This window comes from Pseudomonas sp. NY15364, from assembly GCF_048068235.1.
GTDB classification, from domain to species: Bacteria; Pseudomonadota; Gammaproteobacteria; order Pseudomonadales; family Pseudomonadaceae; genus Aquipseudomonas; species Aquipseudomonas mendocina_D.
Genome location: NZ_JBLUPX010000001.1, coordinates 19,674 through 45,378 on the forward strand (window position 1 = coordinate 19,674; position 25,705 = coordinate 45,378).

Genomic DNA, 25,705 nt, shown 5'->3' on the forward strand with positions numbered 1-25,705 from the left:
TCACTTCTGCATTATGCTGATTGTGCATAGGGCAGCAAGTAACAGCATTGGCTTGCAGATAAGCAAAGCCCTTAATCTATAGGCATCGCGGCGCTCGCCGTATTCCCCAAGAGTCATCTCGATCATGTCCTCTGCTGCATCTGTTCGCGTCGAAAAAGACCTGCTCGGCACCCTCGAAGTCCCCGCTGATGCCTACTACGGCATCCAGACCCTGCGCGCCGTGCAGAACTTCCGCCTGTCCGGTGTGCCGCTGTCGCATTACCCGAAGCTGGTAATCGGCCTGGCCATGGTCAAGCAGGCCTCGGCGGACGCCAACCGCGAGCTGGGCCATCTGTCCGCCGCCAAGCACACGGCAATCAGCACTGCCTGTGCACGCATCATCCAGGGCGAGTTCCACGAGCAGTTCGTGGTCGACATGATCCAGGGCGGCGCTGGCACCTCGACCAATATGAACGCGAATGAAGTCATCGCGAACATTGCGCTGGAGGCCATGGGCTTTGAGAAAGGCCAGTACCAGCACCTGCACCCGAACAACGACGTGAACATGGCGCAGTCGACCAACGACGCCTACCCGACTGCCATTCGCCTGGGCCTGCTGCTCGGCCATGACAGCCTGCTGAGTGCGCTGGAAAAGCTGATTCAGTCCTTCGCCTCCAAAGGGCTGGAGTTCGGCCATGTGCTGAAGATGGGCCGCACCCAGTTGCAGGACGCCGTGCCGATGACCCTGGGTCAGGAATTCCACGCCTTCGCCACCACCCTGGGCGAAGACCTGCAGCACCTGAAGATGCTCGCCCCGGCGCTACTCACCGAGGTCAACCTGGGCGGCACCGCCATCGGTACCGGCATCAACGCCGACCCGAAATACCAGGCCCTGGCGGTCAAGCGCCTGAGCGTGATCAGCGGTCACCCGCTCAAGCCGGCGGCCGACCTGATCGAAGCCACCAGCGACATGGGCGCCTTCGTGCTGTTCTCCGGCATGCTCAAGCGCACCGCGGTCAAGCTGTCGAAGATCTGCAACGACCTGCGCCTGCTGTCCAGCGGCCCGCGTACCGGCATCAACGAGATCAACCTGCCGGCGCGCCAGCCGGGCAGCTCGATCATGCCGGGCAAGGTCAACCCGGTGATCCCCGAGGCGGTCAATCAGGTGGCCTTCGAAGTGATCGGCAACGACTTGGCGCTGACCATGGCCGCCGAAGGTGGCCAACTGCAGTTGAACGTGATGGAGCCGCTGATCGCCTACAAGATCTTCGACTCGATCCGCCTGCTGACCCGCGCCATGGACATGCTGCGCGAGCTGTGCATCGACGGCATCACCGCCAACGAAGCGCGCTGCCGCGAACTGATGGAAAACTCCATCGGCCTGATCACCGCGCTGAACCCTTACATCGGCTACGAGAACGCCACGCGCATCGCCAAGGTCGCCCTGGAAAGCGGGCGCGGCGTGCTGGAACTGGTGCGCGAGGAGCAGTTGCTGGATGAGGCCACCCTGGCTGACATCCTGCGCCCCGAGAACATGATCGCCCCACGCCTCGTGCCCCTGCAGCAGTAACGGAGAACGACCTTGCAACCGTCACAGCCCCCCAGCGTCAAGTTCCTGTTCCGCACCCTGCATCCGCCGCGCCGCTTCTGGCCGGGCCTGGCGGGTTTCTACACCGGCGCGAGCCAGGCACCAGCCCGTCAACGCAGCTGAGCGTCTTTCATAGGAGGCATCACCAGCCTCGATCTTCAGGGATGGCCTCGGCCATCCCTTTTTTTGACCTGCCACTCGGGAAAAGCTGCCGGCGGGTACACCGCCGCTCGACCGGCTTTCAGCGCCCGCACCCGGCATAGCCCCGGCACCGCCTGGACGATCTGCGCCAAGGGCATTGCGGCGGCCGCCAATCCGCATGATCGCGAGCTGACTGCACAGACGATGCCTGGCCTGCGCGAAGGCAAACGCCGCAGGCCTCACTCCATCTCGAACAATCCCCCCCGCAGCTGCGCGCCGCCCAGGCGCTGACGAATGTCGTCGTCGATGCGTGGGTCGTCGGGGGAGTAGAGCATCAGTTGGCGATAGGCGTTGACCCGGTTGATCTCGTTGCCCAGGTACTGCCAGACCACGCGGGTGCAGGCCGGCGTGCGCCGGTCACCGCTGGAGACGCCGGTCTTGATGCCGTTGAGGCGGATGATGCGGCTCTTGAAGCTGGGGATGAGGATGGTCTGGCTCATCTCGTTGCCGGTGAGCGACTCGTAGTCCACCAGAAACAGGCGGTCCTGCAGGAAGAACGCCGTGCCCAGGTAGCGACAGCGGACCCAGTCCTCGCCACGTGCGGGCTCCTGCCGCTCCTGACGTTCCTGGCGCTCGAACAGGTAGTTGCCGCGCTCCTCGCGCAGGTGCACCAGCGATAGCAGCACATGCCCCGGCACCGACATGCAGTTGGAGTATTCGAAGTAGTAGCCGCAGTAGCGTTCCATCGGGCTGGCCTGACGGCGCAGCGGCGTGAACAGCTCCAGCAATGGATCGTTGCCACTGTGCGGCTGCGTATCGCCGCTGCGTGCGCCAATCAGCCGGGTGAACTGCTCGGCCGGCATGCTCAGCTCGAAGGGTTCGACGCCGAAGAAATCGCAGATGCGCTTGAGATTGTGCGTGGTCGGTCGGCTCTGCCCGGCCAGGTAGCGGTTGAACTGCGCGCGGTTGATCGACAGCTTGCGACATACCTCGGCAATCGAGCGGTAATGGCTGCAAAGCAATTTCAGATTGCTGCCGAGGGAATCGGACATATGGCCGCTCCAGCTGATGCGAATGACGCGATTCTAGCATCAACTCGCATCAGGTCGCCGCGACCTGCGAAATTGTCCCGCGCGGCGCCTTCACCAAAGATTGCGCCACCCGCCCGGCGCGGCGCATTCCCATTCAGAACAACAAGAGAGAAAGCCTCCATGCTCGATCTTCTCAATGACCTCATCTGGAGCAAGCTGCTGATCGTGATGCTGATCGGTCTCGGCCTGTACTTCACCATCGCTTCGCGCTTCGTTCAGTTCCGCTACTTCGGCAGCATGTTTCGCATCTTCGGCGAGGCATTCCAGCGTCAGCCGGGCCAGCTCAGCTCGTTCCAGGCGCTGATGCTGTCGGTGGCTGGCCGCGTGGGCGCCGGCAACATCGCCGGTGTATCGGTGGCGATCATGCTCGGTGGCCCGGGCGCCATCTTCTGGATGTGGGTCGTGGCCCTGGTCGGCATGGCTACCAGCTATTTCGAGTGCTCGCTGGCGCAGCTGTACAAACGTCGCGAGGCCGATGGCGGCTACCGCGGTGGTCCGGCTTTCTACATCCAGCACGGCCTTGGTCAACGCTGGCTGGGTATCGTCGTGTCGATCCTGCTGCTGGTGACCTTCGGCTTCGGCTTCAACGCCGTGCAGTCCTTCACCGTCGCCAGCTCGCTGCACGACACCTTCGGCATCCCGACCCTGGCCAGCGGCATCGCCCTGACCGCGGTCATCGGCCTGATCATCTTCGGTGGCATCAAGCGCATCGCCAAGTTCGCCGACGTGCTGGTGCCGGTGATGGCGTTCTCTTACCTGGGCATGGCGCTGCTGGTGATCGGCCTGAACATCAACGAAGTTCCAGCCACTTTCGCCTTGATCTTCAAAAGCGCCTTCGGCCTCGAGCCGGCCTTCGCCGGCGGCATCGGCGCGGCCATCATCATGGGCGTCAAGCGCGGCCTGTTTTCCAACGAAGCCGGCCTGGGCAGTGCACCGAACGTGGCCGCTGTCGCCGAGGTCAAGCACCCGGCCGCGCAAGGCATCGTGCAGTCGCTCAGCGTGTTCATCGACACCCTGATCCTGTGCAGTTGCACGGCGCTGATCATCCTGCTGTCGGGCGTGTATCAGCCGGGCATGGAGCAGGCCGGTGTGGTGCTGACCCAGAGCGCCGTTGCGGCTGTGGTCGGCGAGTGGGGCCGGGTGTTCGTCAGCCTGGCGCTGCTGCTGTTCGTCTTCACCACCCTGATCTACAACTACTATCTGGGTGAAAACGCCCTGGGCTTCTTCAGCCAGAAGCGCGGCCCGGTAATGATCTACCGCGTGCTGGTGGTCGGTCTGGTGCTGTGGGGTTCGGTGCAGGATCTGGGCACCGTGTTCGCCTTCGCCGATGTGACCATGGGTCTGCTAGCCATCGCCAACCTCATCGCTCTGGCGCTGCTGTTCAAAGTGGGCATGCGCCTGATGCGCGACTACGATAGCCAGATCAAGGCGGGTGTTGAGTCGCCGGTATTGGATGCCAAGCAGTTCGCTGATCTGGACCTCGACCCTGCCGTCTGGGGTAGCCAGCCAGGTGAAACCGCCGACCAGGCGGAAATCGGGGATCGCGTCTACCAGCGCTGATCTGACTCAGATGGAAGAAGGGGGCGAGGCCCCCTTTTTCTTGCCTGCCAGCTTTGGCAGCCATTGTTCGGGCAGTCGTAAGCGACGTTAAGAATGTCGCGCAGGCCCGTGATTTGTGAGGAGAGCCCATGGCAACCCCAGAAAAACTCCTGGTGCTGTACACAGGCGGCACCATCGGCATGCAGATGAGCGCAGACGGCCTGGCGCCGGCCTCGGGTTTCGAGGCGCGCATGCGCAGCCAGCAAGCCAGCGAGAACGCCAGTGAGCTGCCGCAATGGAGCTTCCGCGAGCTGCTGCCGTTGATCGACAGCGCCAACATGAACACCGGCCACTGGCTGGCGCTGCGCGACGAAATCGTCACTGCGGTACAGACCGATGGCCACGACGCCGTGCTGGTACTGCACGGCACCGATACCCTGGCCTACAGCGCTGCGGCGTTGAGCTTCCTGCTGCTCGGGCTCGATGCGCCGGTGGTGCTCACTGGCGCCATGCAGCCGGCTGGTGTCGATGGTGGAGATGCCTGGCCCAACCTGTTCGGCGCCATGCGTGCGCTGTACCGCGGAGTGAAGCCGGGCGTGCACCTGTACTTCAACGGGCAGCTACTGCATGGCGCACGTTGCTCGAAGTTGCGCAGCGATGCGTTCGACGCCTTCCAGGTGCTGCCGCGTCAGCGTCAGGCCGAGCGGGCCACGGTCGATGCCCGTATCGATTTCCGCCAGCCGCGTCAGCCGGTCAATCTTGCCGTGCTGCCGCTGCATCCGGCCTTGCAGGCTGGGCATCTGCAAGCCCTGCTGGCCAGCGGCGTGCAGGGGTTGCTGTTGGAGTGCTACGGCAGCGGTACCGGCCCGGCCGGCGACGCGCCATTGATGAGCGTGCTGCGTGAGGCGCACCAGCGCGGCGTGGTGCTGGCGGCGATCAGCCAGTGCCCGCAAGGCCACGTGCAGTTCGGTGTGTATGCGGCCGGCAGCCGTCTGGCCGAGGTCGGCCTGGTGTCCTGTGGCGGCATGACCCGTGAGGCCGCACTGGGCAAGCTGTTCGCCCTGCTCGGCGCCGGTTTGCCGCAAACGCAGGTCGAGCACTGGCTGGCGCGCGATCTCTGTGGTGAGATGAGCGACTGATCCACCTGCCCGAACAGAGGAAGGACGATGAGCATCGAAATTCGCCCTGTAATCGCTGCCGATCAAGAAGCCTGGTTGCCCCTGTGGCAGGGCTACCAGCGCTTCTACATGACCGAGATTCCAGCCGAGACCAGCGCCGTTACCTGGCAGCGTTTTCTCGACCCGGCCGAGCCGATGGGCGCCGCCCTGGCCTGGCGTGATGGGCAGGCTATTGGTTTGGTGCACTGGGTTATCCACCGCTCGACCTGGACCACCGGCGACTACTGCTACCTGCAGGATATTTTCATCGCCAAGGGCGAGCGCAGCGGCGGCATCGGGCGCAAGTTGATCCAGCATGTGTTTGAGCAGGCGAGCGCCGCCGGCTGCTCGCGGGTGCACTGGCTGACACATGAAACCAACAGCCAGGCCAAGCTGCTTTACGAGCGCATCGGTGAACGCTCGGGGTTCGTGCAGTACCGCAAGCTGTTGTAAGGCCTCGCATCACGTGCGGGCGGCGATATACCGCGCTGGCCGCCCGACAGGGCACGCCATGCACAGCGGCGCGTATGCGCGGCTCAAAACACCGACCAGCCGATGCGCTCGCTGAGCAGCTCCAGCGCCTTGATACCGGCCAGGGAGTTACCTGCTGCATTGAGCTCGGGTGACCATACGCACACACTGAACTGACCTGGTACTACCGCGACGATGCCACCGCCGACGCCGCTTTTGCCCGGCAGGCCAACACGGTAGGCGAAGTTGCCCGCTTCGTCATATAGGCCGCTGGTGGCCATGATGGCGTTGATCTGTTTGGTTTGCCGGGGCGACAGCACCTGTTCGCCGCTGTGCTGGCAGAAACCTTCATTGGCCAGGAAACCGAAGGCACGCGCCAGGTCGACGCAGCTCATGCGCAGCGCGCAGCAGCTGAAGTAGCTGCGCAGCACCGCCTCGACTTCGTTGTGAAAATTGCCGAACGACTGCATCAGGTACGCCGCTGCCGCGTTGCGCGCGCGGTGCTGGTACTCCGATTCGGCGACATGGTTGTCCACTGTGACCTCGGGGTTTCCCGACAGACGCCGGACGAAGTCGCGCATCGATAGTGCCGGTGCGGCATAGCGCGACTGGTTGATATCGCAGATCACCAGAGCGCCCGCGTTGATGAAGGGATTGCGCGGCTTGCCTCGCTCGAATTCGAGCTGCACCAGCGAGTTGAACGGCTGTCCGGACGGCTCATGGCCCAGGCGCTGCCAGATGCTCTCGCCACTGTGGCCGATGGCCTGGACCAGGCTGAACACCTTGGAAATGCTTTGGATCGAGAAGGGCGTACGTGCATCGCCGGCGACATGCACCTGGCCGTCGTTGCCGTATACGGCGATGCCCAGTTGGTCAGGCACCACGCTGGCCAGCGCTGGAATGTAATCGGCCACCTTGCCCTGGCCGATCAGCGGGCGGACTTCATCGAGAATTTCGGTCAACAGCGCTTGCATGTTCGGGCTCGCGAGTAGGCCGGGGAGCGTCCCGGCAGGTCAGAGCTAGACGCCCGCGGGCGCTACGGAATCACAGGTAGGCGCTTGCCCTGAGCAGTGCGGCCACCTAGTCTCGGTCCTCCCCTGTCGCTGGCGTGGTTCGATGTCCACCGTTCTTAATGTGCTATTGCCGATATTCGGCCTGATCCTGGTTGGCTTCATCTGTCGGCGAACCAATCGCCTGGGGCCAACCGCGGCATCGGAGATGAACCGCTTCGTGGTCTGGCTCGGCCTGCCTGCGTTGCTGTTCAGCCTTACGGCCAAGGCCGACTGGGCACACATCTGGCAGCCCGGTTTCTTGCTTGCCTTTACTGGCGGCATGCTCGCGGTGTTTCTGGCCACGCTGGTGTATCGCTGGAAAACCACTGGCAGCTTGGTCGACGCCAGTATCGACGGGCTCAGCGCCGGTTACGCCAACACCGGCTATATCGGCATTCCGCTGTGCGTGCTGGTACTGGGTGAGGACGGCATGGCGCCGGCCTTGATCGCTTCGCTGATGGTGGTCTGCGTACTGTTCGGCCTGGCGGTGATATGCATCGAAGTCGGTTTGCAGAACAGGAAGGGGTTGGGCGGCGCTATCGTTCAGGTGGTCACCGCTCTGCTGAAGAATCCGCTGGTGGTGGCGCCTTTACTCGGTGCGGCCTGGGCGTCTGGCGGTGTGCAGTTGCCAGCAGCGCTGGATGAGTTTCTGCGCCTGCTCGGCGCGGCCACCGTACCCTGTGCGCTGGTGTCACTGGGGTTGTTCCTGGCACAGCGGCAGAGCGGTCCGAGCGAAGGTGCCTGGCCGCTGGTGGCCCTGAAGCTGGTACTGCAGCCGCTGGTGACCTGGTTCATCGCTTTCGTGCTACTCGACCTGCCGCCGTTCTGGGCACATGCCGCGTTGCTGCTCAGTGCACTGCCGACCGGCACCGGGCCGTTCATGCTTGCCGAGTACTACCAGCGCCAGGCGGCGCTGGTGTCGCGGGCGATCCTGTTTTCCACCCTCGGTTCGCTGCTGACCTTGAGCCTGATCCTGCTACTGATCACGCCTTGAGTTGCAGCTCCACGCCGAGCTGCTGCGACAGGCAGGGCCAGCGCTTCCAGGCTGACGCGGTATCCGGCGCTGCCAGGCGCTCACGGTAGGCTTGCACCGAGGGCTGGTCGAAGCTGGCGTCATCGAGCATGCCGGTGAGGGCATGATGCACAGCCTCATCGAGTTGGTTGGCGAAAGGTTCGCCGATCAACTGATGAGCGATCAGGTTGGCGCGCGTGGTGTCCAGTGGGATCAGCGGCTGGCCGAGATGGGCGATATAGCGATCATTGACCTCTTCCACCAGGCGATGGGCCAGATAGGCCTCGTCGAGCAGGCCTTCCAATCCTTCATGGCCTTCCATCAGCGCCGGTGGCTGCAGGAAGAAATGCTCGGCGATCTTCAGCACGGGTTTCACTGCGGCTTCGATTCCGGCTTCCTGCGCCACCTCGGCGGCGGCGTCCAGCACGTCCGGCACCTCTTCAATATAGGCGATGACGAAGGCCGTCAGCGCGCCCGAGGCGTCGTCTTCGGGCAGGCGGATGGACGGGTGCAGGCGATCCAGTTGGGCCTGCAGGAAGTGTGCGAGTGCCTGGCTGCCGCTTTCATGCTGACGAGCCTGGGTGATCAATTGACGAAGGGCGGCGGTGTTCATGACTGCTCCTACATTTCAGGACATGGACGTGAACCTTAGCCGGCTCCGGCAGTCGGCTAAGACGCGATTGTCATAACTTTTTCATACTTATGCGAGTCTGCTATATCCACCTGTATCAGAAAGGCTACAGCCCGCGTCAGTCGCGGCGTTTAGGACAAGGGCTGCGCGGCTTCGGCCATTTTCCCTCTTACGTTGCGAGGTGAAAGTCGCCGTCTATACTCGATTTCGAAAGGCAGTACCTGATGGAACCGGACGGGCTTAGGCACGGAGAGGTTTCGGCAGCAGTCGCCAGCAGTCGAGCGTGGTTCGCGAACAGAGTTCGCAGCGCATGCTCTATGGCAGTCGATCCCTTAGCCGCAGGCTCAGCCGGCGGGATAACAAGAACAATCAAGGGGAACCCGCAATGATGCGACATCCACGAGTCTGGATGGGCCTCCTGCTGTGGCTGGCATTAAGCTCGGCGCACGCGCAGTGGACGGTCAATATGGCGCCCGGTGTAACCGACGTCAGCCGCTCCGTTTTCGATCTGCACATGACCATTTTCTGGATCTGCGTTGTGATTGGCGTGATCGTGTTCGGCGCCATGTTCTGGTCGATGATCATGCACCGCCGCTCCACCGGCCAGAAACCCGCGCATTTTCACGAAAGCACAACCGTCGAGATTCTCTGGACCGTGGTGCCATTGGCCATTCTGGTGGTGATGGCGATCCCGGCGACCAAGACGCTGATCGAGATCTACGACACCACCGAGTCCGAGCTGGATATTCAGATCACCGGCTATCAGTGGAAGTGGCACTACAAATACCTGGGTCAGGAAGTTGAGTTCTTCAGCAACCTGACCACGCCGCGCTCGCAGATCAACAACCGCGAAGCCAAGGGCGAACACTATCTGCTGGAAGTGGATGAGCCCCTTGTGGTGCCGGTGGGCACCAAGGTGCGCTTCCTGATCACCGCCGCTGACGTCATTCACTCCTGGTGGGTACCGGCACTGGCAGTGAAGAAAGACGCCATCCCCGGGTTTATCAACGAAGCCTGGACGCGCATCGAGGAGCCCGGCATCTATCGTGGCCAGTGCACCGAGCTGTGCGGCAAGGACCACGGGTTCATGCCGGTGGTGGTCGAGGCTAAGTCCAAGGAAGACTTCGATGCCTGGCTGGCCGAGCGCAAGCAGGCCGCCGCCGCTGAGCGTGAGCTGACCAGCAAGGAATGGACCATGGAAGAGCTGATGGCGCGTGGTGAGAAGGCCTACAACACCTCCTGCGCAGCCTGCCACCAGCCTACCGGTGAAGGTCTGCCACCGATGTTCCCGGCGCTCAAGGGCTCGGCCATCGCCACCGGGCCGGCCGAGGGGCATATCCACATCGTCTACCAAGGCAAGCCGGGTACCTCCATGGCCGCCTTCGGCAAGCAACTGTCGCCGGTCGACCTGGCCGCCATCATCACCTACGAGCGCAACGCCTGGGGCAACAATGTCGGTGACATGGTCACGCCCAAGGACATTCTCGATTTCTCCAAGGCGCAGGAGTAAGGACATGAGTGCAGTGATCGACCACGGTCATACTGACCACCACCATGGCCCGGCCAAGGGCCTGATGCGCTGGGTGCTGACCACCAACCACAAGGACATCGGCACGATGTACCTGTGGTTCAGCTTCTGCATGTTTCTGCTGGGCGGCTCGATGGCCATGGTCATCCGTGCCGAGCTGTTCCAGCCGGGTCTGCAGATCGTACAGCCGGAATTCTTCAACCAGATGACCACCATGCACGGCCTGATCATGGTCTTCGGTGCGGTGATGCCGGCTTTCGTCGGCCTCGCTAACTGGATGATCCCGCTGATGATCGGCGCGCCGGACATGGCGCTGCCGCGGATGAACAACTTCAGCTTCTGGCTGTTGCCCGCGGCATTCGGCTTGCTGGTCTCGACATTGTTCATGGAGGGTGGCGGGCCGAACTTCGGCTGGACCTTCTACGCGCCGCTGTCGACCACCTACGGGCCGGAGAGCACCACTTTCTTCATCTTCGCCGTGCACCTGATGGGCATCAGCTCGATCATGGGGGCGATCAACGTGGTCGCCACCATCCTCAACCTGCGCGCCCCCGGCATGACTCTGATGAAAATGCCGCTGTTTGTCTGGACCTGGCTGATCACCGCGTTTCTGCTGATTGCTGTGATGCCGGTACTGGCTGGCTGCGTGACCATGATGCTGATGGACATCCACTTCGGCACCAGCTTCTTCAATGCTGCTGGCGGTGGGGATCCGGTGCTGTTCCAGCACGTGTTCTGGTTCTTCGGTCACCCCGAGGTGTACATCATGATCCTGCCTGCCTTTGGCGCGGTGAGCTCGATCATCCCGGCGTTCGCGCGCAAGCCGCTGTTCGGCTACACCTCGATGGTCTACGCCACAGGGGCGATCGCCTTCCTGTCGTTCATCGTCTGGGCGCACCACATGTTCACCGTCGGCATCCCGCTGACCGGAGAGTTGTTCTTCATGTACGCGACGATGCTGATTGCCGTTCCCACCGGGGTGAAGGTGTTCAACTGGGCCAGCACCATGTGGCAGGGCTCGATGACCTTCGAGGCGCCGATGCTGTTCTCGGTGGCCTTCGTCATCCTCTTCACCATCGGCGGTTTCTCCGGGCTGATGCTGGCCATCGCCCCGGCGGACTTCCAGTATCACGACACCTACTTCGTGGTGGCGCACTTCCACTACGTGCTGGTGCCCGGTGCGATCTTCGGCATCTTTGCTTCGGCCTATTACTGGCTACCGAAGTGGACCGGCCACATGTATGACGAAACCCTGGCCAAGCTGCATTTCTGGATGAGCTTCATCGGCATGAACCTGGCGTTCTTCCCGATGCACTTCGTCGGCCTGGCCGGCATGCCACGGCGCATCCCCGACTACAACATGATGTTCGCCAACTTCAACATGGTCTCCAGCATCGGCGCCTTCATGTTCGGCGCCACCCAGTTGCTGTTCCTGTTCATCGTCATCAAGTGCATCCGTGGTGGCAAGCCGGCCCCGGCCAAACCCTGGGACGGTGCCGAAGGCCTGGAGTGGACGGTGCCGTCACCGGCGCCCTACCACACCTTCAGCACGCCGCCGGAAGTGAAATAGGAGGTCTGCCGTGAGCGAGGTCATCGCGACTCGTCGCCTGGTTACCCGTCTGCTGCTCGTGGTGGTGGTGATGTTCTGCTTCGGCATCTTCATCCTGCCGCCTTTCTACGACGCCATGTGCCGGGTGTTCGGCATCAACGGCAAGACGGCCGGAGCCTACCAGGGCGAGCAAATGGTGGACGTAGCTCGAGAGGTGCGCGTGCAGTTTCTCGCCACCAACGCCGCCGGCATGGTCTGGGAGTTCGGTCCGCAGGCCGACGAGATTCTGGTTCACCCGGGGGAGGCGCGGGACATGCTGTTCGTCGCCTACAACCCCAGCGACCAGCCGATGAGCGCACAGGCAATTCCCAGCGTTTCGCCGTCCAAGGCGGCAGCGTTCTTTCATAAAACCGAGTGCTTCTGTTTCACCCAGCAGGTGCTGCAGCCGGGCGAGCGCATCGAAATGCCGGTGCGCTTCATCGTCGACCGTGACCTGCCACAGGACGTGAAGCACCTGACGCTGGGTTACACCCTGTTCGATATCACCGCGCGCAAGCCGCCAGTGGCACAGGCTCCATAAGGAGAACAACAATGTCGAGTCATGAAAGTCACGAGAACTATTACGTACCGGCACAGAGCAAGTGGCCCATCGTTGCCAGCGTCGGTCTGCTGGTCAGCTTCTACGGTGTGGGCACCTGGTTCAACGATCTATCGGCAGGGCGCGACGGTTCCAACGGGCCGCTGATCTTCTTCGTCGGTGGGCTGATTCTGGCCTGGATGTTGTTCGGCTGGTTCGGCAACGTCATCAAGGAAAGCCGCAGCGGTCTGTACAGCGCACAGATGGACCGCTCCTTTCGCTGGGGCATGAGTTGGTTCATCTTCTCGGAGGTGATGTTCTTCGCCGCCTTCTTCGGCGCCCTGTTCTATATCCGCATGTGGGCCGGGCCCTGGCTCGGCGGCGAGGGTGACAAGGGCGTGGCCAACATGCTCTGGGAGGGCTTCGAATACAGCTGGCCGATGTTGCAGAACCCCGATTCCAAACTGTTCCCGCCACCAAGCGGGGTGATCGACCCGTGGCATCTGCCGTTGGTCAACACCATCTTGCTGGTGTCCTCCAGCGTCACCATCACCTTTGCCCATCATGCCCTGAAGAAGAACCACCGCGGCCCGCTCAAGGCCTGGCTGGCCGCGACCATTGTCCTCGCCCTGGCGTTCCTGTTCTTTCAGGTTGAGGAGTACATCGAGGCTTACACCGAGCTGGGGCTGACCCTTGGCTCAGGCATCTATGGTGCGACCTTCTTCATGCTCACCGGCTTCCACGGCGCGCATGTGACGCTCGGTACCATCATCCTGATCGTGATGCTAGTGCGCATCATGCGTGGGCACTTCGACGCCGATCAGCACTTCGGCTTCGAGGCAGCCTCCTGGTACTGGCACTTCGTCGATGTGGTCTGGCTGGGATTGTTCATCTTCGTCTACGTATTGTAGCGAGGGCTACCAGGTAACGTGGGACACCAGTTGCCCTGAGTAGAAGCCCCAGGCGACCAGGGCAACGGTGATAGCGGTCAGGCCGACACGGACAGTCAGCGCGCCGACCACGCGGGAACCATGGCCTTCGTCCCTGACCAGGAAGAACAGGCCGCTGAACAGGCTGGCGATGGTTGCCAGCAGCATGAGGACGATCGCGGCCTTGAGCATGTGAGACTCCGGGGGATTGACGTGATGCATTGCAGTATAGCCAGCAACCCCGATCGTATCGGCAGGGCGCAATGAGCGCTTTCCGTCCCGGTTGGTTGCCCTGCGTGCTGGTTGCCCTGCTGCTGCCGGGGTTGATCTGGCTGGGCTTCTGGCAACTGCAGCGTGGTGATGAGAAGCGTCAGCTGTTGGCCAGCTTCGAGGCACGGCGGACGGCCGAGCCGATCAGTCTCGAGCAGCTTGAGCCTATGCGTGATCCTGCCTACCGCCGGGTTCAACTGCGTGGGCACTTCGATACCGAGCACAGCCTGCTGCTCGATAGCCGTATCCGTGATGGCCATGCCGGTGTCGAGTTGCTGCAGCCTTTCTACGATCAGTCCAGCGGTCTCTGGGTGTTGCTCAATCGCGGCTGGCTGCCCTGGCCGGATCGGCGTACAGCGCCGCCTTTCGATAGCCCTGACGGCGTGCTGCAACTCACCGCCTGGGTCTATGTCGCGCCTTCTGGCGGTTTCAATCTGCGCTCCGGTGCGGCGACCGAAGGCTGGCCGCGACTGATCACGCAGGTCGAGGCCGCCAGTCTCTGGCGCCAGCTGGGTCGTGGTGGTCTGCCTTTCGAGGTGCGTCTGGAGCCCGGGCCTGCCAGTTATCGCGTCGATTGGCCAATCGTGGCGATGAGCCCCAGCAAACATCTTGGCTATGCGGTGCAATGGTTCTCTCTGGCTGCGGCACTGCTTGGTCTGTTCATTTATCTCGGAATTCACAATGCACGGGAGCGTCGTCATGAACCCAGCCATCGCCATGCCTGAGGCGCCGCGCAAGGGGCGTGGTCGCCTGCAGTTGTTGTTGATCCTGGCCATTATCATCGGCCCGATGTTCCTGGCTAACGCCATGTACAAATGGCGCTTCTGGGTGCCAGAGACGCGCAGCTACCACGGTGTGCTGATCGGCGATGGGCGCACCCTTGCCGATCTCGGCGTACAGGGTGAGGTGGAGCCGCTGTGGCAGATTCTGGTGACAGCACCGGGCGCCTGTGAGGCCGACTGTCAGCAGCTGGTTTACCTGGCGCGGCAGATCCAGATTGGCCTCAATCGCGAGACTGCCCGCGCGAGTCACGGCCTGGCGCTGGCCGAACCACTGAGCGCCGAGTACGACGCCACGCTCAAGCGCGAATACCCGCAACTTGGACGCTATCGACTGGATCTGCAGGCCTACGACAAGGCCGCTGAGGCAGTGCCGGGGGCACAGCTATGGCTGGTCGATCCACACGGCAATCTGGTGCTGCGCTATCCGGCCGGCAGCAAGGGCAAGGCCATTCTCGATGATCTGCGCTACCTGCTGAAAATTTCCCTGATCGGTTGACGCCTCGCTCTGTCCATATCGACAGAGCGTCAGGCCCAGTGCCCAAGGAGTAGACATGCACAAGCCCGGTTACCGTCTAGCGTTGTTCGCGACCCTCCTGACCGTGGTGGTGGTGCTGCTAGGTGCCTACACCCGACTGACCCATGCCGGGCTGGGTTGCCCGGATTGGCCAGGCTGCTACGGGTTTCTCGGCGTGCCGATGAGCGAGCACAAGCAGGCCATCGCCGAAGCGCGTTTTCCCGAGGCGCCGGTAGAGGTTGCCAAGGGCTGGTACGAGATGATCCATCGCTACTTTGCCGGCGCACTGGGGTTGGTGATTCTCGCCATTGCTGCCCTGTCCGTGCGCCGCCGTGCGGAGCCAACTCAGCCGCTCAAGTTGCCGCTGGCGATTCTGGCGCTGGTGATTCTGCAGGGCGCCTTCGGCATGTGGACGGTCACCCTGCAGCTATGGCCGCAGGTGGTCACAGCTCACCTGCTCGGCGGTTTCGCCACGCTCAGTCTGTTGACCTTGCTCACTTTGCGCCTGTCTGGACGATTCGCGCCGCTGCAGTTGCCGGGGCGCCTGCGGACATTGGCGGCGGCATGCCTGCTGCTGGTGATCGGGCAGATCACCCTCGGCGGCTGGGTCAGTTCCAACTACGCCGCTGTCGCCTGCGTCGACCTGCCCACCTGTCACGGCGAGTGGTGGCCGGCGATGGATTTCGGCAAGGGCTTTCACCTGACCCAGCACATCGGCCCCAACTACCTGGGCGGACAGCTCGACAGTGACGCGCGCACCGCTATTCACATGAGCCACCGCATCGGAGCGCTGCTGGTAACGCTGGCGCTGTTTGCACTGGCCTGGCAGCTGCGCATTGCCAAGCTGCCGCGCCTGGCCGGTCTGCTGCTGCTGGCGCTGGCTCTGCAGGTTGGCCTGGGTATCAGCAATGTGATTTTCCATCTACCGCTGCTGGTGGCGGTGGCGCACAACGCTGGTGGCGCTGCTCTGCTGCTGGTGATGGTGCTGATCAACTATCGCCTGAGGGCTGTTTCTGCGGCGGCTCGCGAAGCATCCGGTCTGGCGGGCAGGCGCACGGCTCTGGTTTCCAACGGTCTGGTTCAAGGTCGGTAAATAACGAATCAAGGAGCAATGCCATGGCGACAATGCTGCGAGCTCACTCCGAACACGCCACCTGGCGCGATTATCTGGAGCTGACCAAACCGCGGGTGGTGATGCTGATGCTGATCACCTCACTGGTCGGCATGTTCCTCGCTACCCGTGCCGGTGTGCCCTGGACCGTGCTGCTGTTCGGCAACCTCGGCATCGGCCTGTGTGCCGGCGCGGCGGCTGCGGTCAACCATGTGGTGGATCGGCGCATCGACTCGATCATGACGCGCACGCACAAACGTCCGGTCACCGCCGGTCGTGTCTCGCCGCTGGCGGCGCTGACCTTCGCCCTGCTGCTGGCCATCGCTGGCATGAGCCTGCTGATGGTGTTCACCAATGAGTTGGCTGCCTGGCTGACCCTGGCTTCATTGCTCGGTTATGCGGTGATCTATACCGGCTTTCTCAAGCGCGCCACGCCGCAGAACATCGTGATCGGCGGCCTGGCGGGTGCTGCCCCGCCGTTGCTGGGTTGGGTCGCCGTTACCGGCCACCTCAGTGCCGAGCCGCTGCTGCTGGTGCTGATCATCTTCGCCTGGACGCCGCCGCACTTCTGGGCCCTGGCCATCCATCGCAAGGCCGAATACGCCAAGGCCGACATTCCCATGCTGCCGGTGACCCACGGTGAGCACTACACCAAAGTGCATATCCTGCTCTACACCCTGGTGATGTTTGCGGTGACCCTGCTGCCGTACGCCATTCACATGAGCGGGCCGTTGTACCTGGTTTGCGCCGTGCTACTGGGCGGGCGCTTCCTGCACTGGGCCTGGGTGCTGTACCGTGACAGCAAGCCGCACGCCGCGATCAACACCTTCAAGTACAGTATCTGGTACCTGTTCCTGTTGTTCATCGCGCTGCTGGCGGATCACTATCTGTTGCTGAATATCTAAGGGCCCTCATGACGCGTACACAGACCACCGTTTTCGTCCTCGTTGCCATCGTTGCGCTGGTGCTGGGCCTGACCGTCAACAAGGTGCTTAACAGCAAGAGCCAGGGTGACCCGGCCGCATTGCTCGATGCCGGTATCGTGCTGCTACCGCAGAACCGCAACCTGCCAGCGTTGAGCCTGATCGATCAGGACGGCAAGGAGGTCATGGTTGATCAGCTCAAGGGTGACTGGAAGCTGCTGTTCTTCGGCTACACCTTCTGCCCGGATATCTGCCCGGCCACCCTCGCCCAACTGCGCCAGTTGCAGACTCAACTGCCGGAAGAAACCCGCGCGCGACTCGGGGTGGTAATGGTCAGCGTCGACCCCCATCGTGATACGCCGGAGCAGTTGAGCAAGTACCTGGGCTTTTTCAATGCGGGCTTCAAAGGTCTGACTGGCGAAGAGGAAACCCTGCAGAAATTCGCCAACTCGGTGAGCATTCCTTACATCCCGGCTGACACCAGCAAGGAAAACTACACCGTCGATCACAGCGGCAATCTGGTGATCATCGGCCCGGATGGCACCCAGCGCGGCTTCATCCGTGCGCCGATCAACAACGCCAAACTGGCCGAGCAGTTGCCGGGGCTGGTTTCGGGTAGCTGATCGGCTTGGGTGCGCCTGCGAACCGTTACCATCAAGGCTGTATGGCACAGAGTTTCCCGGATTTCATCCGGGTTACGGCCCTGAGTTTGGGATTGTAGGGTGCGCCGCGCGCACCGGCGTGCGCTCAAAGGCATTGGTGCGCACGGCGCACCCTACGGGGCGTGCCCTAAAGCGCGAACGGCAGCGGCAGGTTGACCTGCTGACGTTGTGCCAGGCGCCGCTGGAATTCGGCCGGATCATGAATCAGCACTTCCTGCCCAGCGAACGACTCGGCGGCGATCAGTCGCGACAGCCAGAAACGCACGCAAGCCACGCGCAGCATGGCTGGCCACAGCTCTGCTTCGGCAGCGCTAAACGGGCGTAGAGCCGCATAGGCGCCGAGTAGCGCACGGGCGCGAGCGCCATCTAGGCTGCCGTCTTCGTTCGAGCACCAGTCGTTCAGGGTGATGGCCAGGTCGTAGAGCATCGGCCCCGAGCAGGCGTTGTAGAAGTCGATCACCCCGGCCAGGTGGTTGCCATCGAACAACACGTTGTCGCGGAACAGGTCGGCATGCAGGTTCGCCCGCGGCAAAGCGAGGATGCGTGGCTTCAGCTCGGCGATCTCGGCCAGTGCATCACGCAGCAGCGGTAACGCCTGTTCATCAAGCTTAAGCGCCTGGCTCGGACCTTCGGCGAGCATCCAGTCCAGCCCGCGGTCACTGCGACGTTCCACCGGCTGTTCGCGAGTCGCCAGATGGATGCGGGCCAGCAGGCTACCCACTTCCTGGCAATGATGAGCATTGGCCTCGCGCACATGCTTGCCGGAAAGCCGGGGCTGTAGCAGCGCCGGTTTCTCGGCCAGGGTGCGCAGCGCCTCGTCGTCCTGCGTGCGCAGGGCGTAGGGCACCGGCAGGCCGGCATCGTGCAGCACGTCGAGCAATTCGATGAAGAACGGCAGATCGGCCACTGGGCCGCGTTCGACCAGGGTCAGGACATATTCGCCCTGCTCCAGGCTGACGAAGAAGTTGCTGTTTTCGCTGCCCGCAGCAATGCCCTGGAAGTCACGCAACCGGCCAAGCCCATAGGGCGCCAGGAAGACTTCGAGCTCATGACGCTCCAAGGGGGTGAATACCGACATATCAGACCTTAATTGCCTTACCAGCTAAAGATTTCCCAGGACGGGATCAACATGTCCGGATCGTCCGAACGTACGAAGTTGCCGTCGCTGCCATCGGCGCGAACGAGAAAGTAGGGTTTACCGTTCTTCGGGATGACCTTGATGGCATAGAGAAAGCCATTGACCCGGTATTCCTGAATGGTGCGGTCGCCGTCCTGGCGGATGGTCACATCGGGATCGGCAGACACCGGATCTTCGGCGTGAGCGGCAAGTGGCACACAGGCCAGCAGGCCGACCAGCAACAAGCGATTGACTGTACCCATGGTAACCTTGCTCCTTCGTTTTTTACCGATGCAGCCATTCTACCGCTGCACCCGCCGAAAAGGTTGATCCCGCGCATGAGCCAAGCCCCTCTCGTTCTGGTCGACGGTTCCTCGTATCTGTACCGCGCCTTCCACGCCCTGCCGCCGCTGACCACTTCCAAAGGCATGCCCACCGGAGCGGTGAAGGGCGTGCTGAACATGCTCAAGAGCCTGCGCAAACAGTACCCGGACAGCCCCTTTGCCGTGGTTTTCGACGCCAAGGGCGGCACCTTCCGCGATGAGCTATTCGCCGAGTACAAGGCCAATCGCCCGTCCATGCCGGATGAGTTGCGCGTCCAGGTCGAGCCGCTGCATGCCAGCGTGCGCGCCCTGGGGCTGCCGCTGCTGTGCGTCGAAGGCGTCGAAGCCGATGATGTGATCGGTACCTTGGCCCGTCAGGCAGCCGGGGAAAAGCGCGACGTGGTCATCTCCACCGGCGACAAGGACATGGCGCAACTGGTCTGCCCGCACGTTACGCTGGTCAACACCATGACCGGAAGCGTCTACGACGCAGATGGCGTGAAAGAGAAATTCGGTGTCGGCCCTGAGCTGATCATCGACTACCTGGCGCTGATGGGCGACAAGGTCGACAACATTCCGGGTGTGCCTGGTGTCGGTGAGAAAACCGCTTTGGGCTTGCTGGTTGGTATCGGCGGCGGCCTCGACGTGCTCTACGCCAACCTCGACAAGGTGCCCGAGCTGCCGATCCGAGGCGCCAAGGGCCTGCCGGCCAAGCTCGAGGAACACCGCGAGATGGCTTACCTGTCTTATCAGCTGGCGACCATCAAGACCGACGTGCCGCTGAATATCGAAATCGAATCGCTGCATCCCGGCGAGCCGGATCAGGCCGCGCTGGTGGAGCTTTACGGCGAGCTGGAGTTCAAGAACTGGCTGGACGACCTGCTGCGCCAGAACAAGGCGCTGGCGGCCAAGGCTGCTGCGCCGGCTGGCGATCTGTTCGCCGAGCCGACTGGTGACACCGTTGAGGAAACCGCCGAGCCAGCACCAGCCAGCAGTGGTGATTACCAGCTGGTATTGGAGCAGGCGCAGTTCGATGCCTGGTTGAATAAGCTGGAGCAGGCCGAGCTGATCGCTTTCGACAGCGAGACCACCAGCATCGACGCCCAGCAGGCGCAACTGGTCGGCCTGTCCTTCGCGGTCAAGGCCGGCGAAGCGGCCTATATCCCGCTGGCGCACTCCTACATGGGCGTGCCGCAGCAGCTCGACCGCGACGCGGTGCTCAAGGCGCTCAAGCCGATCCTCGAAGACCCGGCCAAGGCCAAGGTCGGCCAGCACGCCAAGTACGACATCAATGTCCTGGCCAACGCCAGCACACCGATCACGGTGCAGGGCGTGGCCTTCGACACCATGCTCGAATCCTACGTGCTGGACTCCACCGCCACACGTCACGACATGGACAGCCTGGCGCTGAAGTACCTGAACCACAGCACCATCCGCTTCGAGGACATCGCCGGCAAGGGCGCCAAGCAGCTGACCTTCGACCAGATTGCCCTGGAACAAGCCGGCCCGTACGCTGCCGAGGATGCCGACGTGACCTTGCGTCTGCATCAGGAGCTTTGGGGACGCCTCGAAGCTGTGCCGTCGCTGGCCAAGGTGCTGCGCGACATCGAAATCCCGCTGGTACCGGTGCTGGCGCGTATCGAGCGCAACGGCGCACTGGTCGATGCCAAGCTGCTCGGCGAACAGAGTGTCGAACTGGGCGAGAAACTGGTGGAGCTGGAGCGCAAGGCGTTCGAGATCGCCGGTGAGGAATTCAATCTGGCCTCACCCAAGCAACTCGGCGTGATCCTCTACGAAAAGCTCGGTTACCCGGTGATCAGCAAGACTGCCAAGGGCCAACCCTCCACCGCCGAAGCGGTGCTGGCAGAACTGGCCGAGCAGGATTTCGAACTGCCCAAGGTGCTGATGCAGTACCGCAGCCTGAGCAAGCTCAAGAGCACCTACACCGACAAGCTGCCGGAGCAGATCAACCCGCGCACCGGGCGTATCCATACCAGCTATCACCAGGCGGTCGCCGCCACTGGCCGCCTGTCCTCCAGCGACCCGAACCTGCAGAACATCCCGATCCGCACCGCCGAAGGCCGGCGCATCCGCCAGGCTTTCGTGGCGCCCAAGGGCTACAAGATGATGGCCGCGGACTACTCGCAGATCGAGTTGCGCATCATGGCTCATCTGGCCAAGGACAAAGGTCTGCTCGATGCCTTCCACCATGACCTGGACGTGCACAGGGCCACTGCTGCCGAGGTGTTTGGTGTGGCACTGGAAGAGGTGACCAGCGACCAGCGGCGCAAGGCCAAGGCGATCAACTTCGGCCTGATCTACGGCATGAGCGCCTTCGGCCTGGCCAAGCAGATCGATGTCGAACGCAAGGAGGCGCAGGCCTACATCGACCGCTACTTCGCCCGCTATCCGGGGGTGCTGACCTACATGGAAAGCACCCGCGCGCAGGCTGCCGAGCAAGGCTATGTGGAGACGGTCTACGGCCGTCGCTTGTATCTGCCGGAGATCCACGCGCAGAACCAGGCCATGCGCAAGGGCGCCGAGCGCGCGGCGATCAATGCGCCGATGCAGGGCACCGCTGCGGACATCATCAAGCGCGCCATGATCGCCGTGGACAGCTGGCTGCAGGACAGCGGCATCGATGCACGCATCATCATGCAGGTGCACGACGAACTGGTGCTGGAGGTGCGTGAGGAACTGATCGACGAGGTCAGCGCCAAACTCAAGAGCCTGATGAGTGGCGCCGCCGACCTGGATGTACCGCTACTGGTGGAAGTCGGCGTCGGCGCCAATTGGGACGAGGCGCATTGAGGCTCGTCGCCGCGGCTTAGAGCCGCGGCCGCTCTAGCTTTTGGGTTTCAGGGAATCAAAAGGCGTTTTCTTATTGCAAATGGTTTTTAAGACGGCGATGAACTTTCTGCAAACCCACCTGGTCAGAGTTCATGAATGGCCGTTAAGCCCTTCAATGCTCCTTTGTTGTGTTAAGTGTTGGCAGACATCTGAACCCCGCCCTAGCGGTTCAGACCTTGAACCCCGAACTTCTCCCTCCCCATACGAAGCTCGGGGTTTTTTTTGCCTGTAAAAAGGCCGCTAGCGGCATTCTGATGACCCTCTCCCTCCGGGAGAGGGTGCCCGAAGGGCGGGAGAGGGTTTATCCGGCGATGCCGAGCGTCGCCTGAACCACCCTCTCCCCAGCCCTCTCCCATAAATGGGAGAGGGAGCAGACCGTGCATGCCGGGTGTGCGTCGCACCCTACTCCTGTTCCTCATCCTCTTCCGGCAACAGATCCAACCAGCCGGCCAGCACCATCTGCGCTTCTTCCACGCCCATGCGCTTAGGCGCCGAGAACAGCTGGATACTGATGCCATCGCCCCACTGCTTGTGAATTTCCTGGCGCACCTTGAGCAAGGTGGTCTTCGCTGCGCCGAAAGCCAGTTTGTCGGCCTTGGTCAGCAGGATATGCAGCGGCATGCCACTGGCTACCGACCAGTCCAGCATCATGCAGTCGAACTCGGTCAGCGGATGGCGGATATCCATCATCAACACCAGGCCGCTCAAACTCTCGCGGCTGCCCAGATACGCTTCCAGATGTTTCTGCCAGTGCTGTTTGAGCGGGATCGGTACCTTGGCATAACCGTAGCCGGGCAGGTCGACCAGGCGACGCTCGTCGTCCAGGCGGAAGAAGTTGAGCAACTGCGTGCGTCCCGGTGTTTTCGAGGTGCGCGCCAGGCTGGCGTGGGTAAGGGTGTTGAGCGCGCTCGACTTGCCAGCGTTGGAGCGGCCGGCGAATGCCACCTCCAGGCCGCTGTCCTCGGGGCACTGGTCGACCTTGGCGGCACTGATGAGGAAGCTGGCCTGCTGGCACAGACCGATGATGGGATTTTTCGGGAGCATGGGGGTATCCGGTGGATGCCTCGATTCCTGTTCAGTGGTTCGAGGGCTTGCGACATTTCCGCGCACCTGCTGCGCTCCAGAGGGGGCGGCAGGGGGCGTCGTTTCCGTTTCAGTGTTGCCAGTATATAATGCCGCAGATTTTGTGTGCGCTTTGTCCCACCCGCAGGAACCCAATTGCCGGGAGCGATTAAATCTCTGCTCGATAGAAAGCAGGACGTTCCCAACCCTGATGAGGTTGATCTGATGAAGAAAATGCTGCTTGCTGCTGCCGTTATGATGTTGTCGTTCAACGGCTATGCTGCTCAGGATCCGCAAGCTGTGTACGACCGTGCGTGTGGCGTTTGTCACAACGGCCAGATTCCCACGGCGCCCAAGAAGGGCGACAAGGCCGCATGGGAGCCGCGTTTGGCCAAGGGCATGGATGCACTGGTGCAAAGCGTTACCAATGGTTTGAATGCCATGCCGCCGCGCGGCCTGTGCATGGACTGCTCGGCCGAGGATTACCAGGCGGTCATCAAGCTGATGACCGAGTGAGTAAGCCCGCTCGATAACCCTTTCTCTCTTAGCCGTAATTGGATTAGCTGATGAACAAAGTACTCGTGAGTCTGCTGTTGACCCTGGGCCTCACTGGCGTGGCACAGGCTGCTGGCGATGCCGAAGCCGGTCAGGGCAAAGTCGCTGTCTGTGGTGCCTGTCATGGCGCCGATGGCAACAGCCCTGCACCAAACTTCCCCAAGCTGGCCGGTCAGGGCGAGCGTTACTTGCTCAAGCAGCTGCACGACATCAAGTCCGGTGCCCGTCCGGTGGTCGAAATGACCGGCATGCTCGACAACCTCAGCGAACAGGATATGGCTGACATCGCCGCTTACTTCTCCAGTCAGAAGATGAGCGTTGGTGCCGCCGATCCCAAGTTGGTCGAGCGTGGTGAAGCACTGTTCCGTGGCGGCAAGCTGGAAGAGGGCATGCCATCCTGCATCGGTTGCCATTCGCCCAACGGCGCTGGCCTGGCCGCTGCCGGCTTCCCACACCTGGGCGGCCAGCACGCTCAGTACGTGGCCAAGCAGCTGACCGACTTCCGCGAAGGCAACCGCACCAACGACGGCGACGCGATGATCATGCGCGCCATCGCTGCCAAACTGAGCAACAAGGATATTGAAGCCGTATCCAGCTTCATCCAGGGCCTGCACTGACGGACCATCGTTGCTTTTGGCAAGACAAAGGGTGGCTACGGCCACCCTTTTTCATTTGCGCCGCGGCTACAATGGCCGGAACCTGCCTCGTGTCGTCCGGTCTTACTAGCGATTCGCCACGAGGCGATGCCTACTACCAAGGAGTACTCCATGCGTAACCTGATTCTCGGCGCCGCTCTGGCCCTCAGCAGTCTGTTCGGTATCACTGCTCATGCCGAGCCGGTGGCTGGCCAGCAGTACGTCGAGCTGAAGAGCCCGGTGCCGGTGTCCAAGCCTGGCAAGGTCGAAGTGGTGGAGCTGTTCTGGTACGGCTGCCCGCACTGCTATCAGTTCGAAGCGACTCTCAACCCCTGGGTCGAGAAGCTGCCGGAAGACGTCAACTTCGTCCGCGTGCCGGCGCTGTTCGGTGGTATCTGGAACGTGCATGGTCAGGCGTTCATCACCCTGGAAAGCATGAAGGTCGAGCACAAGGTGCATGACGCCGTGTTCAACACCATCCACCAGGAGAAGAAGAAGCTGGCTTCGGCCGAAGAGTTTGCCGATTTCGTCGCCACCCAGGGCGTTGATCGTGATGCCTTCCTCAAGACCTTCAACTCCTTCGCCGTCAAAGGCCAGATGGAAAAGGCCAAGAAACTGGCCATGGCCTACCAGATCACTGGCGTACCGGTGATGGTCGTGGGCGGCAAGTATCGCTTCGACCTGGGCTCGGCCGGTGGTCCGCAGCAGACCCTGCAGGTCGCTGACCACCTGATCGCCAAGGAACGCGAGGCGCTCTAAGCGCGGCCGCAGGCGCGAAGCATGTTGCGCCGCTGGCGAAAGACACGTGCGGTTGGTCTGTGCGATCCGCAGATCAACCCGCACTGTTCGCCCCATGCCGACTGGCCAGCTGACGGCCTGTTGCGCTTGCTCAGTTTCAATGTCCAGGTTGGCATCAATACCCAGCGTTATCACCATTACCTAACGCGCAGTTGGCAGCATCTGTTGCCCCACGCCGGGCGTGCCGGCAACCTGCAGCGCATCGGTGATCTGCTCGCCGACTTCGATCTGGTGGCTTTGCAGGAGGTCGATGGCGGCAGCCTGCGTTCTGGCTACATCAATCAGGTAGAGTACCTGGCCCAGCAGGGGGCCTTTCCTTTCTGGTACCAACAGCTCAATCGCAATCTCGGGCGCTTCGCCCAGCACAGCAATGGCGTGCTCAGCCGTTTGCGTCCCTCTCTGCTGGAAGACCATCCGCTCCCCGGCCCGCCTGGGCGCGGTGCGATCTTCCTGCGTTTGGGCGAGGGTGAGCATGCACTGGGTGTAGTGATGATGCATCTGGCGCTGGGAGCTCGCACCCGAACGCGGCAACTGGCCTACATTCGTGAGCGTGTCAGCGAGTTTCGCCACCTGGTGCTCATGGGCGACATGAACACACAAGCTGTCGACCTGCTGGAGAACTCCCCGTTGCGCGATCTCGGCCTGCTCGCACCGCAGGTCGAGGCGACTTTCCCCAGCTGGCGCCCGCAGCGCTGTCTCGACCATATCCTGCTCAGCTCGGAGCTTGAACTGGGGCGTGTCGACGTGCTCAGCCAGCCTATTTCCGACCACCTTCCCGTTGCCGTGGAAATCCGCCTGCCGGAAGCACAGAATGGCGCGCAAATGCCTATGCTGAAGACGCCATCTCCCGAGTAAGCCG

The 25,705-nt window shown here is 62.3% G+C and carries 27 protein-coding genes; 20 read left to right on the top strand and 7 right to left on the bottom strand.

The genetic code is table 11. The features are described from left to right. Positions 1–124 precede the first annotated feature (124 nt). Together ACNFCJ_RS00110 and ACNFCJ_RS00115 are read left to right on the top strand one after the other, a co-directional pair. Positions 125–1,549, top strand: coding sequence for an aspartate ammonia-lyase (locus tag ACNFCJ_RS00110; RefSeq protein WP_416769105.1), 1,425 nt, complete (start codon positions 125–127; stop codon positions 1,547–1,549). Positions 1,550–1,561: 12 nt separating this feature from the next. After that, positions 1,562–1,690, top strand: coding sequence for a hypothetical protein (locus tag ACNFCJ_RS00115; RefSeq protein ID WP_255311661.1), 129 nt, complete (start codon positions 1,562–1,564; stop codon positions 1,688–1,690). A gap of 257 nt (positions 1,691–1,947) precedes the next feature. Here the strand turns inward: ACNFCJ_RS00115 and ACNFCJ_RS00120 are convergent, their stop codons facing one another. Then, complete coding sequence (locus ACNFCJ_RS00120) at positions 1,948–2,760, bottom strand: helix-turn-helix domain-containing protein (protein ID WP_416769107.1); 813 nt, start codon at positions 2,758–2,760, stop codon at positions 1,948–1,950. 159 nt (positions 2,761–2,919) lie between these two features. Here ACNFCJ_RS00120 and ACNFCJ_RS00125 point away from each other — a divergent pair, with 159 nt between their 5' ends. The 3 genes from ACNFCJ_RS00125 to ACNFCJ_RS00135 all read left to right on the top strand — a co-directional run bounded on the left by ACNFCJ_RS00125 (position 2,920) and on the right by ACNFCJ_RS00135 (position 5,948). Further along, positions 2,920–4,359, top strand: a complete 1,440-nt coding sequence (locus tag ACNFCJ_RS00125; protein ID WP_125834764.1) for an alanine/glycine:cation symporter family protein — start codon at positions 2,920–2,922, stop codon at positions 4,357–4,359. A gap of 128 nt (positions 4,360–4,487) precedes the next feature. Further along, a complete protein-coding gene (locus ACNFCJ_RS00130; RefSeq protein ID WP_416769108.1) occupies positions 4,488–5,477 on the top strand; it encodes an asparaginase in 990 nt (329 codons plus the stop codon). A gap of 27 nt (positions 5,478–5,504) precedes the next feature. Continuing rightward, a complete protein-coding gene (locus tag ACNFCJ_RS00135; RefSeq protein ID WP_416769109.1) occupies positions 5,505–5,948 on the top strand; it encodes a GNAT family N-acetyltransferase in 444 nt (147 codons plus the stop codon). Positions 5,949–6,031: 83 nt separating this feature from the next. On the opposite strand, the gene glsB is transcribed toward ACNFCJ_RS00135, so the two are convergent. Continuing rightward, positions 6,032–6,940, bottom strand: coding sequence for a glutaminase B (gene glsB / locus ACNFCJ_RS00140; protein WP_143504983.1), 909 nt, complete (start codon positions 6,938–6,940; stop codon positions 6,032–6,034). 142 nt (positions 6,941–7,082) lie between these two features. Between glsB and ACNFCJ_RS00145 the strand changes: the two genes are divergently transcribed. Next, positions 7,083–8,012 (top strand): AEC family transporter, encoded by a 930-nt coding sequence (locus ACNFCJ_RS00145; protein WP_416769110.1) that lies wholly within the window; start codon positions 7,083–7,085, stop codon positions 8,010–8,012. Here the strand turns inward: ACNFCJ_RS00145 and ACNFCJ_RS00150 are convergent. Then, the gene (locus tag ACNFCJ_RS00150) at positions 8,002–8,643 is read right to left on the bottom strand and encodes a hypothetical protein (protein ID WP_416769111.1); all 642 of its coding nucleotides are present in this window, start codon (positions 8,641–8,643) and stop codon (positions 8,002–8,004) included. The genes ACNFCJ_RS00145 and ACNFCJ_RS00150 overlap by 11 nt on opposite strands. A gap of 403 nt (positions 8,644–9,046) precedes the next feature. Here ACNFCJ_RS00150 and coxB point away from each other — a divergent pair, with 403 nt between their 5' ends. Genes coxB through ACNFCJ_RS00170 form a run of 4 tightly spaced genes read left to right on the top strand, consistent with a single transcriptional unit; the run spans position 9,047 to position 13,226 of the window. After that, the gene (gene coxB, locus ACNFCJ_RS00155; RefSeq protein ID WP_416769113.1) at positions 9,047–10,171 is read left to right on the top strand and encodes a cytochrome c oxidase subunit II; all 1,125 of its coding nucleotides are present in this window, start codon (positions 9,047–9,049) and stop codon (positions 10,169–10,171) included. Positions 10,172–10,175: 4 nt separating this feature from the next. After that, a complete protein-coding gene (ctaD, locus tag ACNFCJ_RS00160) occupies positions 10,176–11,759 on the top strand; it encodes a cytochrome c oxidase subunit I (RefSeq protein WP_143504979.1) in 1,584 nt (527 codons plus the stop codon). A 10-nt stretch (positions 11,760–11,769) separates the two neighbouring features. Further along, positions 11,770–12,318 (top strand): cytochrome c oxidase assembly protein, encoded by a 549-nt coding sequence (locus ACNFCJ_RS00165; protein WP_143504978.1) that lies wholly within the window; start codon positions 11,770–11,772, stop codon positions 12,316–12,318. An 11-nt stretch (positions 12,319–12,329) separates the two neighbouring features. Then, positions 12,330–13,226, top strand: coding sequence for a cytochrome c oxidase subunit 3 (locus ACNFCJ_RS00170; RefSeq protein WP_179575086.1), 897 nt, complete (start codon positions 12,330–12,332; stop codon positions 13,224–13,226). Positions 13,227–13,232: 6 nt separating this feature from the next. Here ACNFCJ_RS00170 and ACNFCJ_RS00175 read toward each other — a convergent pair whose 3' ends face one another. Further along, positions 13,233–13,436, bottom strand: a complete 204-nt coding sequence (locus ACNFCJ_RS00175) for a twin transmembrane helix small protein (RefSeq protein WP_416769116.1) — start codon at positions 13,434–13,436, stop codon at positions 13,233–13,235. Positions 13,437–13,507: 71 nt separating this feature from the next. Here ACNFCJ_RS00175 and ACNFCJ_RS00180 point away from each other — a divergent pair, with 71 nt between their 5' ends. Genes ACNFCJ_RS00180 through ACNFCJ_RS00200 form a run of 5 tightly spaced genes read left to right on the top strand, consistent with a single transcriptional unit; the run spans position 13,508 to position 17,467 of the window. Next, positions 13,508–14,239 carry an SURF1 family protein gene (locus ACNFCJ_RS00180; RefSeq protein ID WP_416769117.1) on the top strand — a complete coding sequence of 244 codons (732 nt, stop codon included), beginning with the start codon at positions 13,508–13,510 and terminating at the stop codon, positions 14,237–14,239. Then, positions 14,214–14,792, top strand: a complete 579-nt coding sequence (locus ACNFCJ_RS00185; RefSeq protein WP_416769118.1) for a hypothetical protein — start codon at positions 14,214–14,216, stop codon at positions 14,790–14,792. Before ACNFCJ_RS00180 ends, ACNFCJ_RS00185 begins: the two co-directional genes overlap by 26 nt. A 55-nt stretch (positions 14,793–14,847) precedes the next feature. Continuing rightward, complete coding sequence (locus ACNFCJ_RS00190; protein ID WP_416769120.1) at positions 14,848–15,903, top strand: COX15/CtaA family protein; 1,056 nt, start codon at positions 14,848–14,850, stop codon at positions 15,901–15,903. 23 nt (positions 15,904–15,926) lie between these two features. Further along, positions 15,927–16,826 (top strand): heme o synthase, encoded by a 900-nt coding sequence (gene cyoE / locus ACNFCJ_RS00195; RefSeq protein WP_416769122.1) that lies wholly within the window; start codon positions 15,927–15,929, stop codon positions 16,824–16,826. A gap of 8 nt (positions 16,827–16,834) precedes the next feature. Next, positions 16,835–17,467, top strand: a complete 633-nt coding sequence (locus ACNFCJ_RS00200; protein WP_343351831.1) for an SCO family protein — start codon at positions 16,835–16,837, stop codon at positions 17,465–17,467. Positions 17,468–17,633: 166 nt separating this feature from the next. Here the strand turns inward: ACNFCJ_RS00200 and ACNFCJ_RS00205 are convergent, their stop codons facing one another. After that, positions 17,634–18,584 carry a homoserine kinase gene (locus tag ACNFCJ_RS00205; RefSeq protein WP_055986022.1) on the bottom strand — a complete coding sequence of 317 codons (951 nt, stop codon included), beginning with the start codon at positions 18,582–18,584 and terminating at the stop codon, positions 17,634–17,636. 17 nt (positions 18,585–18,601) lie between these two features. Further along, positions 18,602–18,886 (bottom strand): DUF2782 domain-containing protein, encoded by a 285-nt coding sequence (locus tag ACNFCJ_RS00210; protein ID WP_125834775.1) that lies wholly within the window; start codon positions 18,884–18,886, stop codon positions 18,602–18,604. Between the two features lie 75 nt (positions 18,887–18,961). Here ACNFCJ_RS00210 and polA point away from each other — a divergent pair, with 75 nt between their 5' ends. Beyond that, complete coding sequence (gene polA, locus ACNFCJ_RS00215) at positions 18,962–21,757, top strand: DNA polymerase I (protein ID WP_416769125.1); 2,796 nt, start codon at positions 18,962–18,964, stop codon at positions 21,755–21,757. Positions 21,758–22,198: 441 nt separating this feature from the next. Here polA and yihA read toward each other — a convergent pair whose 3' ends face one another. Continuing rightward, positions 22,199–22,840 carry a ribosome biogenesis GTP-binding protein YihA/YsxC gene (yihA, locus tag ACNFCJ_RS00220; protein WP_416769126.1) on the bottom strand — a complete coding sequence of 214 codons (642 nt, stop codon included), beginning with the start codon at positions 22,838–22,840 and terminating at the stop codon, positions 22,199–22,201. Positions 22,841–23,083: 243 nt separating this feature from the next. Between yihA and ACNFCJ_RS00225 the strand changes: the two genes are divergently transcribed. The 4 genes from ACNFCJ_RS00225 to ACNFCJ_RS00240 all read left to right on the top strand — a co-directional run bounded on the left by ACNFCJ_RS00225 (position 23,084) and on the right by ACNFCJ_RS00240 (position 25,701). Further along, the gene (locus tag ACNFCJ_RS00225) at positions 23,084–23,374 is read left to right on the top strand and encodes a c-type cytochrome (RefSeq protein ID WP_179575945.1); all 291 of its coding nucleotides are present in this window, start codon (positions 23,084–23,086) and stop codon (positions 23,372–23,374) included. A 50-nt stretch (positions 23,375–23,424) separates the two neighbouring features. After that, positions 23,425–24,030: a c-type cytochrome gene (locus tag ACNFCJ_RS00230; protein ID WP_017676420.1), complete on the top strand. Its 606-nt coding sequence runs from the start codon at positions 23,425–23,427 to the stop codon at positions 24,028–24,030. A 150-nt stretch (positions 24,031–24,180) separates the two neighbouring features. Then, positions 24,181–24,807, top strand: a complete 627-nt coding sequence (locus ACNFCJ_RS00235) for a thiol:disulfide interchange protein DsbA/DsbL (protein WP_416769128.1) — start codon at positions 24,181–24,183, stop codon at positions 24,805–24,807. Positions 24,808–24,828: 21 nt separating this feature from the next. Further along, positions 24,829–25,701: an endonuclease/exonuclease/phosphatase family protein gene (locus ACNFCJ_RS00240; protein WP_125834779.1), complete on the top strand. Its 873-nt coding sequence runs from the start codon at positions 24,829–24,831 to the stop codon at positions 25,699–25,701. The last annotated feature ends 4 nt before the right edge of the window (positions 25,702–25,705 follow it).